This is a genomic window from Shewanella hafniensis (assembly GCF_019655335.1).
Classification (GTDB): domain Bacteria; phylum Pseudomonadota; class Gammaproteobacteria; order Enterobacterales; family Shewanellaceae; genus Shewanella; species Shewanella hafniensis.
In genome coordinates this window covers 43,502-57,892 of record NZ_BPFD01000009.1, presented here as the reverse complement: position 1 = coordinate 57,892, position 14,391 = coordinate 43,502, and the positions used below count along the sequence as shown (strand labels likewise).

At 44.2% G+C, this 14,391-nt stretch carries 19 protein-coding genes; 14 read left to right on the top strand and 5 right to left on the bottom strand.

What is annotated here, in order from left to right:
* Positions 1–14 precede the first annotated feature (14 nt).
* The 5 genes from K5Q99_RS04765 to K5Q99_RS04745 are packed head-to-tail and all read left to right on the top strand — an operon-like array spanning position 15 to position 3,642.
* Positions 15–968, top strand: a complete 954-nt coding sequence (locus tag K5Q99_RS04765) for a hypothetical protein (protein WP_220776188.1) — start codon at positions 15–17, stop codon at positions 966–968.
* Positions 961–1,254: a hypothetical protein gene (locus K5Q99_RS04760; protein ID WP_220776187.1), complete on the top strand. Its 294-nt coding sequence runs from the start codon at positions 961–963 to the stop codon at positions 1,252–1,254. Before K5Q99_RS04765 ends, K5Q99_RS04760 begins: the two co-directional genes overlap by 8 nt.
* The gene (locus K5Q99_RS04755; RefSeq protein WP_220776186.1) at positions 1,251–1,574 is read left to right on the top strand and encodes a hypothetical protein; all 324 of its coding nucleotides are present in this window, start codon (positions 1,251–1,253) and stop codon (positions 1,572–1,574) included. Before K5Q99_RS04760 ends, K5Q99_RS04755 begins: the two co-directional genes overlap by 4 nt.
* A gap of 3 nt (positions 1,575–1,577) precedes the next feature.
* Entirely contained in the window at positions 1,578–3,404 is a 1,827-nt protein-coding gene (locus K5Q99_RS04750) for a hypothetical protein (RefSeq protein WP_220776185.1), read from the top strand.
* Positions 3,405–3,429: 25 nt separating this feature from the next.
* Positions 3,430–3,642: a hypothetical protein gene (locus K5Q99_RS04745; RefSeq protein ID WP_220776184.1), complete on the top strand. Its 213-nt coding sequence runs from the start codon at positions 3,430–3,432 to the stop codon at positions 3,640–3,642.
* 47 nt (positions 3,643–3,689) lie between these two features.
* Here the strand turns inward: K5Q99_RS04745 and K5Q99_RS04740 are convergent, their stop codons facing one another.
* From K5Q99_RS04740 to K5Q99_RS04730, 3 genes are all read right to left on the bottom strand, one after another.
* Positions 3,690–4,031, bottom strand: coding sequence for a hypothetical protein (locus tag K5Q99_RS04740; RefSeq protein WP_012586822.1), 342 nt, complete (start codon positions 4,029–4,031; stop codon positions 3,690–3,692).
* 105 nt (positions 4,032–4,136) lie between these two features.
* The gene (locus K5Q99_RS04735; protein ID WP_012586823.1) at positions 4,137–4,433 is read right to left on the bottom strand and encodes a hypothetical protein; all 297 of its coding nucleotides are present in this window, start codon (positions 4,431–4,433) and stop codon (positions 4,137–4,139) included.
* Positions 4,434–4,700: 267 nt separating this feature from the next.
* Positions 4,701–5,765, bottom strand: coding sequence for a tyrosine-type recombinase/integrase (locus K5Q99_RS04730; RefSeq protein ID WP_220776183.1), 1,065 nt, complete (start codon positions 5,763–5,765; stop codon positions 4,701–4,703).
* Positions 5,766–5,886: 121 nt separating this feature from the next.
* Between K5Q99_RS04730 and dusA the strand changes: the two genes are divergently transcribed.
* The 3 genes from dusA (at position 5,887) to K5Q99_RS04715 (ending at position 7,753) form a co-directional block, all read left to right on the top strand.
* Entirely contained in the window at positions 5,887–6,906 is a 1,020-nt protein-coding gene (gene dusA, locus K5Q99_RS04725; protein WP_220776182.1) for a tRNA dihydrouridine(20/20a) synthase DusA, read from the top strand.
* 211 nt (positions 6,907–7,117) lie between these two features.
* Positions 7,118–7,408, top strand: a complete 291-nt coding sequence (locus tag K5Q99_RS04720) for a hypothetical protein (RefSeq protein WP_220776181.1) — start codon at positions 7,118–7,120, stop codon at positions 7,406–7,408.
* A 144-nt stretch (positions 7,409–7,552) separates the two neighbouring features.
* Positions 7,553–7,753, top strand: a complete 201-nt coding sequence (locus tag K5Q99_RS04715) for a PspC domain-containing protein (protein WP_220776180.1) — start codon at positions 7,553–7,555, stop codon at positions 7,751–7,753.
* Between the two features lie 120 nt (positions 7,754–7,873).
* Here the strand turns inward: K5Q99_RS04715 and K5Q99_RS04710 are convergent, their stop codons facing one another.
* Positions 7,874–8,611, bottom strand: a complete 738-nt coding sequence (locus tag K5Q99_RS04710; protein ID WP_006083031.1) for an enoyl-CoA hydratase — start codon at positions 8,609–8,611, stop codon at positions 7,874–7,876.
* A 33-nt stretch (positions 8,612–8,644) separates the two neighbouring features.
* Between K5Q99_RS04710 and K5Q99_RS04705 the strand changes: the two genes are divergently transcribed.
* The 3 genes from K5Q99_RS04705 to K5Q99_RS04695 are packed head-to-tail and all read left to right on the top strand — an operon-like array spanning position 8,645 to position 10,847.
* Positions 8,645–9,127 (top strand): copper chaperone PCu(A)C, encoded by a 483-nt coding sequence (locus tag K5Q99_RS04705; protein WP_220592032.1) that lies wholly within the window; start codon positions 8,645–8,647, stop codon positions 9,125–9,127.
* 11 nt (positions 9,128–9,138) lie between these two features.
* Entirely contained in the window at positions 9,139–10,107 is a 969-nt protein-coding gene (locus tag K5Q99_RS04700) for a DUF2333 family protein (protein WP_220776179.1), read from the top strand.
* Between the two features lie 2 nt (positions 10,108–10,109).
* Positions 10,110–10,847: a TIGR04219 family outer membrane beta-barrel protein gene (locus K5Q99_RS04695; RefSeq protein ID WP_220776178.1), complete on the top strand. Its 738-nt coding sequence runs from the start codon at positions 10,110–10,112 to the stop codon at positions 10,845–10,847.
* An 86-nt stretch (positions 10,848–10,933) separates the two neighbouring features.
* On the opposite strand, the gene tolC is transcribed toward K5Q99_RS04695, so the two are convergent.
* Complete coding sequence (gene tolC, locus K5Q99_RS04690; RefSeq protein ID WP_006083027.1) at positions 10,934–12,241, bottom strand: outer membrane channel protein TolC; 1,308 nt, start codon at positions 12,239–12,241, stop codon at positions 10,934–10,936.
* Between the two features lie 244 nt (positions 12,242–12,485).
* Here tolC and nudF point away from each other — a divergent pair, with 244 nt between their 5' ends.
* Genes nudF through cpdA form a run of 3 tightly spaced genes read left to right on the top strand, consistent with a single transcriptional unit; the run spans position 12,486 to position 14,390 of the window.
* Positions 12,486–13,088 carry an ADP-ribose diphosphatase gene (gene nudF / locus K5Q99_RS04685; RefSeq protein WP_106649491.1) on the top strand — a complete coding sequence of 201 codons (603 nt, stop codon included), beginning with the start codon at positions 12,486–12,488 and terminating at the stop codon, positions 13,086–13,088.
* Between the two features lie 6 nt (positions 13,089–13,094).
* A complete protein-coding gene (locus K5Q99_RS04680; RefSeq protein WP_063882262.1) occupies positions 13,095–13,535 on the top strand; it encodes a DUF1249 domain-containing protein in 441 nt (146 codons plus the stop codon).
* A 15-nt stretch (positions 13,536–13,550) separates the two neighbouring features.
* Positions 13,551–14,390, top strand: a complete 840-nt coding sequence (gene cpdA, locus K5Q99_RS04675; RefSeq protein WP_220592035.1) for a 3',5'-cyclic-AMP phosphodiesterase — start codon at positions 13,551–13,553, stop codon at positions 14,388–14,390.
* Position 14,391 lies beyond the last annotated feature (1 nt).

Sequence of the window (14,391 nt, the reverse complement as noted above, 5' to 3'; positions counted from 1 at the left end):
TTTAGGAGAGAGGAATGGGATTACCAGTAACTGTTTATCGTTGGGATGACGCTGGCGCACCGAATATTACAACTATGTTTCGTTCTGGCATATTGAATGTAATAAAAAAATGCCTTGTTGAAGGCTATGGCTCAAAGTCTCCACTAGGGTGGGGAATAGCTGAGGAAATTGTCGGTGAACGTATTACGTTCAGTACAGCGGGAGCGACGGGGTTTGCGCGTATTGGATCCAATTCAGTCTCAAGCTATGCGTCTATGTATTTTCTTACTGGTAGTGAGTTTACGCCACCATCAACGCTATCAAAACTTGGGAATTTCAAGTTTTTCCAACCGGGCTCGAATGAGAATGCATGGATTTTAATTGGCACATCAAAAGGGTTTTATTTTCAAACATGGCGGATTGGTGCAAATAACAATGCTCGTGAAATATCACTAATTAATGGTCAGTGTATTTGGGTTGGGGAGATAGATTCATTTTTTGCACCAGATCCGTTTGCAATGACGAGTGTGTGTAACAATTTGAATAGTTCAGATACGTCTGGAACTAAAAACGAATCTATTGGCGCATCTGATAATGGTTGGTGGGCAAATCGATTTTATGATTTAGATAATTCTGGTCAATACGCAGAATATAAAATCGGTCATGGATTTGTTGCTGCCGCAGGTACTGATTGGCAAAAAAACGCAGGCACCCCCGAATCCACAGGGGTGCCAATAATGTTGCAGGACGTGATTATCCGTGGTGGTGGAAACCCATATGACCTAGATTACTATAACAAAACACAGGCTAACAGTCTCACTCGCCCGTTTGTACGTGGTAAGTTACCCGGTTTGTTTAGATTGTCATGCTGTTTATTCAGTGATCAACCCTGGCCGACTATCTATAACGCTAATGGGGTTGATTATTATTGCGTACCGAGCGAATACGGTGTTACCACAATGATTAAACTGGATAGCTGGTATGACTAGAATATTTAATACCAAAGTATTGACTGTACCTAGGCGTTATATCGCCTTGATTGAGGTGGATGTAGACTCTGAATCAAATCGCCTTGTCATTTTTGAACGCATATCACTTGCTAATTTAGTTAATATGGTTATTGGTGCAAATAATCCGGTTCGAATTGTTTTGCCAGAGAAATATGCTGTTACTGAAAAATTATTAATTGGCATAGTGGATGATGATGAGGTTTATGATTGTAAATTTACGGATGGGGTGTTGGGTGAACTGGTTGATCCGAGGGCATTTATTTGATAAGCACTACTACAAAAAACGCCATGCTTGGTGCGCTAACTATCACTCATGTGAACTTGCACTCTGCTGACCCAGGCGCTGATGGTCTTACAGGTGAAATTGATGTGCCTCGCGGGGTTGTGGCATTTGGTTCACCTATTAATGGTCGCATTATATTGGTGGGTGATGTAAGTATCTTAATAGGTGAGCCAACAATCATCACCCATGTGAGTTACTGGAATGAATCTGTATTCGTACTGTCGCAAGAAATTGCATCACAGGTGATAACAGAACCAAGCAACTTTGTATTGCGAGCCAACACCACGTATATTGAGATTTAGCACATGGCAATTATCCTGCGATTCACTAAACCGTGGACTGCTACTGTCTCACCTATTACCCTGCGCTTTGGTGGCGAAACATCTGATATAAAGTTAGGTGTTGCAATCATCATCCCTGTAACTGTCGTTGTCACCAACACCGTCAATATCATCCCAGTTGATAATTCATTTGGCATCGAGTGTGGCATCGGTTGGTTTGCACTGGATGAAGTTGAGCAATCATTACTGTTAACCGAGTTAGCTATTGATATTGAATCAAAAATCGAGTCACCTTGGCTAAACTACAACTCAAGTGAAGTTAATATCAGTTCAGCGTGGGCTTCAAATGTAGCTAATGATTCGCTATCACAGATCCATTGGCTGAATAATGATGAAGTTCGAACTGACACCAGCGTTAATTGGTCGCTGCCAATTGATCACCAAATTACATTAAGTGTTAACTGGGTTGTACCCGATGAGCATCAAATAAAATCCTCAATCAACTGGCTGGATATTGCCGCGCACCAGTTACACACTGCAGTCGCATGGATAGATGGTCAAGAACAAGAAAGCCTATTGATTATTCAGTACAGTGGCATTGTGGTCGATGATGAAAAGTCGATTAAATGGGGCTTCCACGAACCGCGCTGGGTTTGTTCAACCAAATACCGACCACCAGTAGGTAAGGTCACGCTTAGGTTCAATGAGTCATTATCTACACAATCAAACCCAATTGTTTTACGGTTCACTGCCTCACCGAACTATTGCTACTGGGACGATGGCGGCGGCCTGATTGATGCTAACCCACCGTTACCCAATATCGATTTTAAAATCCCGATTGAACCCCAAATCCGTAGGTACTACTTAATGCAGCCAACGATCACATGCGTGCGAGTATCAGACAGTTTACCGATTGTGATCGTAAGTTGTAGCATTAGCCAAAGCCGTGGACAGTGGGCGAGGTCGGTTAGCCTTGAGTTCTCAAGCCGTATCGATGCGCAGCGCGCCCACAATGAGCTATTGCTGATCACCATCAACGGTTATGAGTTTTATGCCATTGCCGAGCAGCCAAGCACCAGCAAAGCCTTCGGGATTGAAACTCACAGCAGCACAGGCCGATCACGCGCCGCAGAGCTGTCATCGCCTTATCGATTGCCTATCAGCTACACCAACACTGTCTTGCGCAGCCTTGGCGGTATTATCGGTGATCTGTTGCAAAACACAGGCTGGACAGCAGAGCTAAGCGGGATACCAGATTTTAGCGTACCAGCAGGCGCGTTCAGCGTGGGTAACAAGTCACCGATTGACGCAATTAACGAAGCAGCAAGCCAATTGGGCTGCATGATCTTAGCGGATGATGCCACCCGCAAATTGACGATCATTCCGCGCTGGCCAACCGTGCCTTGGGAAATGACAACAGCGGTACCGGACCTAACAGTGCATGATGCCGTGATCACCAATTACAGCGAATCAGTCTCCCGCAATCCATTGTGTGATGTAGTGTGGTTGCGGGGTGAACAACAGGGGATTAGCGCCAAGGTGAAACGCACCGGCAGCGCGGGCAATATTCCTGCCGCTGATATTAGTGCTCAGTTGATCGTCGATAACCAAGCGGCTCGCATCGCTGGCACCAATGCACTGGCAGATACAGGCGACAAGCTCAACGTCACACTATCCTTGCCCGTCATGGTTGACTTGCCACCCGCAACGCCTGGCATGTTGATTGGTATTCGTGAAGGCGCCGAAGTCTTTAAAGGAACGTGTGACAGTTGGAGCATCCGTGCCAGCGTCAGTGATCGCGGTGATATCGATATCGAACAATCCATTACAGTGATCCGCTCAATCGCGTAACCCTGCTAACAGCCAGCGAGGCACCATGCTTAAACAACTTCAAACAGCGTTAGTATTGCCACGGATGATCATGACTGTAGCTGTCGTAAACGCCGATGGCACTGTGACAGCCAGCAGCGCCAGCGGCCACACTATCCGCGCCATTGGCTCAGGAACGGTTGGCGATCACATCTATGTACAAGATGGCAGGGTGCTAGGAACAGCACCCGACTTGCCATTTGTGGAGATAGATGTATAAAAAAAGCCCGCGCATGCGGGCTTTTATCGTTCGATGCCAGCTATTTATCAGCAGGCGATAGCACGTTCTTTATCGTATGAAACTTCCGTTTCTGATGTGTTTGCCATTGCTTCTCTAGCAATTGCTTTCATTTCAGCTTCGACGAATCTTTCTAAAACTCGTCTTATCAGAGGTTGGTATCCTCCGAGTTTATTTGCTTTTGCTATATCTTTTAAATCTTGAATCATAGACTTTTGCAGTCTGATAGAAATCATTTGCAAGGCAAGCATATCGTCAACAGACTCTGAAGTAACATCTTCAGCAATCACTGCAAATTGCTCATCATTACCAAGCAATTCATTTTCCCAGTTAGATGCTGTGCCTTCTATTTTTTGAGTCTTGTTACTCATGGCTTTACTCCTAATCACTTTTAGTCTCGATTAATTTCTGTAATTCAACAATGACCGTATTAATCAATCTAGATTAAGTCTTTGTTTTTTTGGTAAAAAAAGAAATTAACACTCTTTTGCTATTTTATAGTAAACATTAATAGCATTTGTTGTTGATGGCTCATAAGCAGTTTTGATCTCAATACTTTCAACTCCTCTTTCAATAAAACAAACTTTTAATTGCCTACCTAAGTCAGTTTCTGAAATAAACCATTTAGTTATGGGGTCTGTGAGATGATCTTCTCTAGTATCTGTTAAGAAAGAATGTGTTCTATTGAAAAAACATTCAAATATTTCTTTATCTGATACTTGATGTTTTTCATGAAGTTTTTGCCTTACGGCTCTTGAGATATAAAACTGCAATTTACACCCTCCATAGTGTGTCCAGGCCGCGAACTATACACAAGTTAAACGTGTTTGTATATACAAACTGTATATACAAATTAGCATGTTCACAACCCTAATTGTGTTTTTTTTATGGTTTTTGTGAGAATTTGTACTTTTTGAAAAATTAAAGTAATTACAGGTGGTTACTTATATCTTTTTCGAGGCTTTAGCTGATTACTAAATGGGTCATTAACCGCCTATTTACTCTCCACCAATACGCTGCAAGTTGCTGAAAATAAGTAGTTAGCAATCCTTATCATGCAATCGTTTAGGGAATAACTCGGTATACACTTGCCACAGTGTATTGATATTCCTGTGTCCCGTCACCTGCGCCACTTCATCAATGCTATAGCCCTTCTCAAATAGCCGGCTGGCACCTTCACGCCTTAGGTCGTGATAGCGTAAATCTTCAATGCCTAATTCGTTACGCACCCGCTGAAACCCTGCAGTAACGCTGCGCTCGTTATAGGGAAAAACCCGCGTATCATTCCTCGGCTGCTTTTGCAGTATCTCCCACGCCCCACCCAACAGTGGTACCAACATGTGGTTACCTGCTTTTTTGCGCGGGTCCTTACGGTCACGAACGATCACGGCCTTTTGTGCTTCATCCACATCGTCCCACGTTATCCGGCATACCTCACCAATACGCATGCAACTCAGTATCGAGAAATCCAGCAAATCAATATAAGGGATGTGTGCAGCTCGTTGATCTGCTCTTGCAGCTAATCCAACTTTTAACCTCTCAATCTCATCCGTAGTCGGTCTGCGCGAACGCTTCCCCGATTTAGCGATCAAGTCTTGGCTATACAGTGCATCGTAAGCCTCAATAACCGAAATTTGTGAAACCTCATGCCCAAAATTTGATTTAGCGATTCGTAGCAGCCATCGGATCACGCTTACATCAACTGCAATAGTAGATGGCCCTGTGCCTGCACTGCGTCGCAATTTACAGTGGTCGATGATGTGGTGCGGCTTAATATCAGTCAGATTCAATTTAGCAATATCGCAATCCGATAACAGCCGTAAACAAAAGCGCTTCGAACGACCAATGCTGCTGTCGATGTTTTCATCTGTCAGGGCTTTGCTGATGATGCTGCCCAATGTAATAGGAGCCGTATCCTCAGTAGCAAACCCGTTTGACTCAATATCAATCACCCGATCTTTACCCCATGCCTCGGCAGCGGCATATTTGGTAAAGGTACGTTGCTCCGTGTATAATATTTTGCCGTTTTTCTTTACACGAACTAGGCAGCGATGCCGCACAGTACCGTCGGCTTTTTCGCGTTTTTGAATGCTATAAGATGCCATGTTTTTTGGTTCCCCGAACCCCTCAGTCCAATCCATTGTGGATCACTATAGGTTCCCCGAGCAATGCAAAACATGCAAAAACGTACAAAAATTAGCAAAAATATTAACTTTTCGGATTGTAATGAATTTAGATAAAACCCAGCAACACCAAGGTTTAGCGCCTAAAACCCTCGATAGAACCTTTTCCATTGCGCCCATGCTGGATTGGACTGACCGCCATTACCGTTATTTTGCGCGTTTGATGTCGGCTAATGCTTTGTTGTATACGGAAATGGTGACGACTGGGGCGATATTGCATGGTCGTGGTGACTACTTGGCATATAATCAAGAAGAACATCCTTTGGCGTTGCAGTTAGGTGGCTCTAATCCTGTCGATTTAGCGCGTTGCGCTAAACTTGCTGCTGAGCGTGGCTACGATGAAGTGAACCTCAATGTGGGTTGTCCTTCCGATCGAGTGCAGAATGGTCGCTTTGGCGCGTGTTTGATGGCGGAACCAGAGTTGGTGGCTGAGTGCGTTGATGCCATGAAGCAAGTGGTTGATATTCCTGTGACTGTTAAGACACGTATCGGGATTGATGAACAAGACAGTTATGCGTTTTTAACCCAGTTTATCGATGTGGTCAGTGCAAAAGGCTGTACGGATTTTACTATTCATGCCCGTAAGGCTTGGCTTCAAGGCTTGAGTCCGAAGGAGAATCGCGAGATCCCGCCGCTCGATTATGAGCGTGTCTATCAACTCAAGCGCGATTATCCCGCGCTCAATATTGGCATTAATGGCGGTGTTACTACACTCGAGCAAGCGCAACTCCATTTAGCGCAGCTCGATGGCGTGATGATGGGGCGTGAGGCCTATCAGAATCCTTATATTCTGGCGCTGGTAGACCAAGTTTTATGTGGCAGCCAAAAGGCGGTGATCAGCCGTGAGGATGTGATTGAGGCTATGTTGCCTTATATCGAAGCACATTTGCTGTCGGGTGGGCGACTTAATCATATTACTCGCCATATGATAGGGTTATTCCAAGGCTTACCGGGTGCCCGTGCGTGGCGTCGTTACTTGAGCGAGAATGCCCATAAAAATGGCGCTGGGATAGAAGTGGTAAAGCAGGCTTTTCAGAATATTCAGGCTGAAGTTATAGAGTAATTTCCACTCACCTTAAAAGATGGTGAAATTTACTAATTTGAGTAGTATTTTTCACCACTTGTTATTTACTAATCCATCCCCATATCTCACCTTGTCCACGTAAAATGTTTTAAAAGTGATTAAAATCATAACTTTAAAAATATTTTTATAAGTTGGCACGCAGTTTGTAATACTCCTTTCGTCAAGTTAATTAATCGAAAGGGATGCCATCATGTTTACGTTAACCATTAAAAAATCAGTTCAAATGAGTGTGTTATTAGGTGCGTTAGTCGGTAGCGTTGCAGTACACGCAGAAGCCGCGCCAATATCGGATGTTGTCGGCACCATTGAGCAAACGCTAACTACCCAAACACAAGAAATGTTAGTCAGTGCTAAGCGTGAGTTTGTTATGTCATTGCAAGCACAACTCGCTGAAAGTATTTATGACTTCAACAGTCAACTTAGCTTAAGTGCTGAGAATGAAGGTGAGTCGGCAAGTGCCGATGAATATAGCGCTAAGTAGAGGGTCTGCTTATGTGGTTTGTAGCACCTTTAATGACTTTGCTACTGTTACCTGTAATTAGTCTTGCGTTGTTTTCAGGCATTATTTGCTGGTTTCAGTGGCATAGTGATAAATAAATTACAATCAATTGAGCCGAGGTTTGAGATGAAACGAATAAAAGCACGTATGGAGAGCCCAGAGCGATTAGTGTGTGGTGTTGCTGCTGGCATGGCATGGAAATTGGGGTGGTCTTGCTTTTGGACTCGAGTGGTGTGGGCTGGGGCGACGGTATTTATGCCTGGCGTGAGTTTGTTGATTTACTTTGTTTTGGCACTGTTAGTTGATCAATGGAAAAGACCCGTTTAAGCCCGCAGTGATACTTATATTTGAGGCTGTCTTGATTGAAAAATTGAATTAATTTTTAAAGGCAACTAACAAGAGGGCCCGTGACCCTCATGCGACATGTATGTGCATACTGCTTGCAGACTACTTCTTCAAAAAAGCCTGAAATCTGCTCTTGGCCTCATCACTTTTTAGCCTAGCGCTAAATTGTTCTAATTCTTGATGCATTTGGTGTTGTACACGATTTTTATGCGGACGCATTAATTGACGTGTGATTTGTAGGGCTTGTGGCGGTTGATTTGCCAACTTTTTAGCCTGAGACAATGCATAACTGAGTAGATCTTCATGGGCCACAATTTCGTTGATCATATTGAGTCTGTGGGCCGTCTCGGCATTAAAACTTTCGCCGAGTAGCAATAGCTCTGCCGCTTTTTGATAACCCACGAGTTCAGGTAACAGTAGGCTGGCCCCCGCTTCTGGCACCAGTGCCAAGTTGACGAAGGGCAGTTGAAACTTCGCCGTGTTATCGGCATATACCAGATCGCAGTGCAGTAGTACGGTAGTGCCAATGCCGACGGCGGCGCCAGAAACGGCGGCAACTAGCGGTTTTTTGAGTTCCAGCAGGCAAAATAAGAAACGTACAGCGGGGTGATTTGGCCCTAAGTCACTATTTTTCAAAAAGTCTGCAACATCATTGCCTGAGGTGAAGCAATTATCTTGGCCATGGAGCATAAAGGCACGAATGTCGTTGTCTGCTTCACCTTCGATCAGGTATTCTGTCAGTTGTTTATACATATTAAGATCAAGTGCATTGCGTTTATCGGGGCGATTAAAGCTGATAATACGTACGCCCTGATCATCCTGAACCTGTATATGACTCATGGGTTGTTTCCTTTACGACGACATTGGGTAGACATGGAGTTTAAGACATTGAAACCAATATTCAAACAGTTGTTTAATTGTCTAGTTTTATCTTGTGCATCATTTTCAGCGTTGGCGAGTGTGATAGTGACAGAAGGCCATGTACGCGCCATGCCTGAGACAGTACCAAATACTGCCGCTTACTTTACGCTTGAAAACCACACAGATAAAGCGGTTCGTCTTATCGGCGTCAGTACTAATGTGGCAAAGGATGCCCAATTACACACGATTATCGAAGACCAAGGCATGGTGAAGATGCGCCATGTTGAAGGTTTTGATATCCCATCCCATGGCGCATTAACGTTAACGCCGTCAGGGGATCACGTCATGTTGCTCGGCTTAAAAGCGCCATTGGTGTTAGAGCAGCAGGTTGAACTGCAATTAGAGTTTGACGATGGCGAGAAAATGGCGATTACACTGCCTGTGAGTAAAGCAGCAGAAAACGCCGCAGAGCAAGAGCATCATCACCATCATTAAGGAGTCGCTTGATGCAAATTACATGGAAAAAAGTTACCGGTGTCGGTTTATTTTTAGTATTAATCGGTTATGGCGTGAGTGTATGGTGGAGTATCGAACCCGATCCTATCAATCCTCAACAATTAACGGCTACCGATAAAAATGTGGTCGGATACGCAACCACCACTTCGCTTATCCTCACAGTCGAAACATTACTGGATAAACAAGGCGGTTGGTTATCAAACGATGTGATGCCACCTTCTATCTTTATGGATAACATGCCCGCATTTGAATACGGTGCATTAGAACAAGCCCGCGATTTAGCCTTGATTATGCGTAAAGAGTTTAGTCGCTCACAGTCACAATCGGCAGCGGATAAAGATTTAGGCGAAGCCCAATCTAAGCTCAATATTGATCACACTAGCTGGTTAGTGCCAAGTGCCGAAAGCGAATACCGCGATGCCATTAAATTGCTGAAGCTGTACCGTGCCCGCATGATGGACCCTAACAATCAAGATGCACAGTTTTATGCCCGCGCCGACAACCTCAATGAATGGTTGAAAGAAGTGCAGAAGCGTCTGGGCAGCATGTCGCAGCGTTTATCGGCCAGTGTTGGCCAAGAGCGTTTGAATACCGATTTAGCCGGCGATAATGCGGCGCGTCAATCAACCCCAAATTTGACCAGCCATCAGGTAAAAACCAGTTGGTGGAAAATTGATGATGTTTTCTATGAGAGTCGTGGTGCTTCATGGGCCTTGCTGAACTTTATGCGCGCCGTTGAAGTCGATTTTGCCGACGTCTTAAAGAAGAAAAATGCTGAAGTGAGCCTAAGACAGATCATTCGTGAACTGGAGGCGACTCAGCAAACTGTCTGGAGCCCTGTTGTGCTTAATGGCAGCGGTTTTGGCTTAGTCGCTAATCATTCATTGGTTATGGCTAACTATGTATCCCGTGCGAATGCCGCGGTGATTGATTTAACGAACTTGCTATCTCAAGGTTAATTATGAAAAAAACTCTCCTCGCCAGTGCGGTATTAGGATTATGCATGGCCACATCAGCCCAAGCGGCAACTGTGGTCGGTTTCACAATTGGCGGTGACTACTGGCGCGCCGATACTAGCGGTACTTTTGCTGATAAAGGTCAACCACAACAATCATTTGATTACAGTTCATCGGCTCAAGGTAGCTACTGGATTGCGGTTGAGCATCCATTGCCATTTGTCCCTAATATTAAAATCCGTGAAAATAGCTTAGATCAGAAAGGCAGCATGTCTGGTGCTGATTTCAACTTCAATGGTCATGATTTTAAAGGTAATGTGACTGCTTATACCGATCTAAGCAACACAGATTTCGTGCTGTATTACGAAATATTGGATAACGACATAGTGTCATTGGATCTCGGTGCTGCTTACAAGTTAATGAATGGCTCGCTGCGCGTGCAAGACCCTGGTCACCCTGAAGAGAAAGATGTCGATAGCGGCATTGTAATGGGTTATGCCAGTACGCATGTGGGTATGCCTGGCTTAGGCTTGTACGGTTTTGCTGATTTGATGCAGGGCGTAAATGAATCAAGCGTTCACGATTATGCGATTGGTTTAGGCTGGCAGTTCGATGGTTTGGCTGTCGATACCCGTGTACGTTTAGGCTACCGTGAGTTTTTATTCGACGTGAGTAACTTCTCGGGTGTGAGTGCCGATACAAAATTTAAAGGTTACTTCGCAGGCGTTGAAATAAACTTCTAATCTGTTGATGTAGCGTTTGAATATAAAAAACCGCCTATCGGCGGTTTTTTACATCTAACAACTTTAAATCTGCTAACGGTAAGAGATTACTCTGCAATTAAGCCATTGTTGATGGCAATTACGTCATCTTCATTCAATGTACCCGCTGCTTGCTTCAAGGCAATGACCGAGTTGATGTAGCTATAACGTGCATCGGATAATTTACGTTTTGAATCGTACAAGTCACGAGTACGGTTCAGTACGTCAACGATAGTACGAGTTCCCACTTCGAAACCCGCTTGAGTGGCTTTCAATGCACTTTCTGATGAAATAACTGACTGTTCATAGGCCTTGATTGAGCTGATAGAAGCGCCTACGTTGTTGTAGTTATTACGGACGTTTTTCACAACACCACGGTAAGTTTGCTCAAGTTTTTCACTTGCTTCAACATATTGAAATTGTGCTTCATTAACTTGTGAGCTCACTTTAAAGCCTTCGAAAATCGGAATGCTTAAGTTGACACCCACACTGACGTTATCGAAGTCAGGCTCATTGATATTACCGGTTTTTTGCTCAAGACCTTTGTTGTAACCTGCATTCAAGCTTAAAGAAGGCATGTGGCCTGCTTGATAAAGCTTAATGGTTTCTTGAGCGATATCTTTACCGATACGTTGAGTCATCAAATCGACACTATTGGTTTCAGCAATCTTTAACCATTCGTTTGACGACGTTGGCGCTGGCGTTACGGCCGAGAAACGATTGGTATCTAACACGTTAATTGTCTTGTGATCGATGCCAGTGATTTCACGTAAAGCTTCATAGCTATTAGCGAGTGTGTTTTCAGCTAAAATTTCAGTGGCTGAGGCTAAGTCATATTGAGCTTGGGCTTCATGCACATCGGTAATGGCGGTTAAACCCACAGCGAAACGTTGTTTAGTTTGTTCAAGTTGGCGTTCGATCGCACGTTTTTCTGCACCTTGGAACTCGTAGTTATCTTTCGCCGTTAATACGTTGAAATAGGCTGTAGTGATACGAGTAATCAAGTTTTGTAATGCTGAAGCATAGGCGGAATCAGCTTGAGAAGCGGCTTTCTCAGCAAGGCTTAAACCGACCCAAGCACTATGATCATAAATCACTTGATTTAATTTCAGGCTACCCACTAGACCGCTTGAATCATCTTTAGGATCATTCCAAGCTTTGTCATAACCGACGTTTGCACTAATGGTTGGCAATAGCGGAGCACGGTTTTGTTCGATTTTCTCAAATAAACCATTACGCTGGGCTTGGGCTTGTAATACGAGCGGGTCGCTGGTCAGTGCTTGTTGATAAATTTGCAACAAATCATCTGCTTGTACCGCTGAAGCGGAAGCCGCAAGTGTTAATGCTGCGCATAAATTATGGATCTTAAATTTCATTTGCTGTCCTTATTAGACAAAATCCCCCCACGGAGGAATATTTTAACTTCGTTTAGACTAAGTAATGCCTTTACCAAGGCGGTTTGCGCTTCCCGACGCTTCCCGATACAGCTAAAACTTAATGACCTAGAGTCTAAGAACTCTGACACTTTCAAGTCAAATTCGAAGTGTAACAGATTTTATTTTAAAAATGTGCTCAAATTGCCTTGATTATAGGCGCAAATTCAACTTTTAAGGATAGAGTATGAAACCCCCTGTTTTTTCGCAAACGGATATTGAGATCTTAGAAAAAAAATCCCTGTATCAAGGTTTTTTCTCAATGGACGAATACACTTTTAAACATAAATTGTTTGCAGGCGGCTGGAGCAAACCTGTCACCCGCGAAGTGTTTGAGCGGGGTCATGCTGTGGTCGTTCTACCCTATGATGCCAGACAAGATAAAGTGGTGCTTATCGAACAGGTACGTTTTCCTGCATTAGCAACCACTAAATCTCCTTGGCTTCTCGAGTTGGTCGCGGGTATGATTGCAGCCGAAGAAACGCCTCTGGAAGTTGCGCACCGCGAATTAATGGAAGAAACCGGTTTGGTCGCTAAGCAAATGCACAGTGTGAATAGTTATCTCGCCAGCCCAGGTGGCAGCACAGAACGTTTTTATTTCTATTGGGCCGATGTTGATTCGAACGACGCTCAAGGATTGCATGGATTAGCTGAAGAGCACGAAGATATTCGATTGCATGTCCTAAGCCGCGAGCAAGCTTATCATAGTGTGGTTGCGGGCGAGATCGATAATGCGTCGACCGTCATTGGATTACAATGGTTACAATTAAACTATCAACAACTGGTTTAAGTTGGGATGAATTTGGCTACTTCGAGTCTAAAACGGCGCTATAAACCCAATGTCAGTGACTTTCTCGCACTGTGCGGGCGAAATTATGGCTACATGTTGAAATGGTTACCGTTAGAGATAGCTATCGGTGAGTCATGGCGACTCGAAGGTGAGTTTGGTATATTAGTAGTGCGAATTTTAGAAAATACCAAATATACTCAATTAGTTGAGATATCACGCCCCATTGCAATCAAGGAGTTTATCAATACTCCCAAGGTGTTAGTGAGAATTTATCATGATGCTAAATTAGCAGAAGTGTTAACTGGTCAACAGATTTACCAATTACGCCCAGTGTATGATTATCCCAATGTACGTATGTATCAAAGTGATGAAAAGCACCAGGTGAATGCATTCCTGGAAGAGTTATTAAAGATTGGTTACCACCATAGTGTCGTGTGCCAGTCTTAGAATTGGGTATTCAATGTGCTGAAAGAGGCTGTCTCTTACTCCATAGCTGAAGGGGAAAGCGTGCGTATCGTGCAAGTCACAGATCCGCATCTTTTTGCCGATCCTGAAGCTCAGCTATTAGGGGTCAATACTAGCAAGAGTTTTGCTGCCGTATTAAATACAATTAGAGCTGTGGACTATCCCGCTCATTTGATGCTTGCCACGGGTGACTTAAGTCAAGATTACTCGGCTGAGTCCTATCAGCAATTTGTGAAAGCCGTCACTCCTATTGGTTTACCTTGCCATTATCTTCCCGGAAACCATGATGATCCGCGGATTATGTATCTGCACATGCAGGGTGAACAGATTTATGGACAGCAGCGTATTCTGGCCGGAAACTGGCAAATTCTCATGTTGGATTCAACCGTGCGGGGAAAGCCCGGCGGCAATATGGCCGAGACTCAGTTTGAATTAATTGATAAAGCCATTGCCGCACATCCCGAATGCCATACTTTATTGGTGATGCACCACAATCCCATTGTCGTGAATTGCACTTGGCTGGATCAGCACTGCATGGACAATGGCGCCGAATTTATTGCGCGAGTAGCAAAGTATCCGCAGGTCAAAGGATTACTCTGGGGTCATGTGCACCAATGTATCGATACCCATCATAATGGCCCTCATGGCAGCATGCAGCTAATGGCGACACCTTCCACTTGTATTCAATTTAAGCCGTTATCGCCTTATTTTGCTTTGGATAGCGTCCAACCGGGTTATCGTTTGCTGGAGTTGAGAGCCGATGGTAGCATCAACACTAAAGTGTATCGCGTACCGGGTAACCATTTTTCCCCCGACAACAACTCTAGCGGTTATTAAC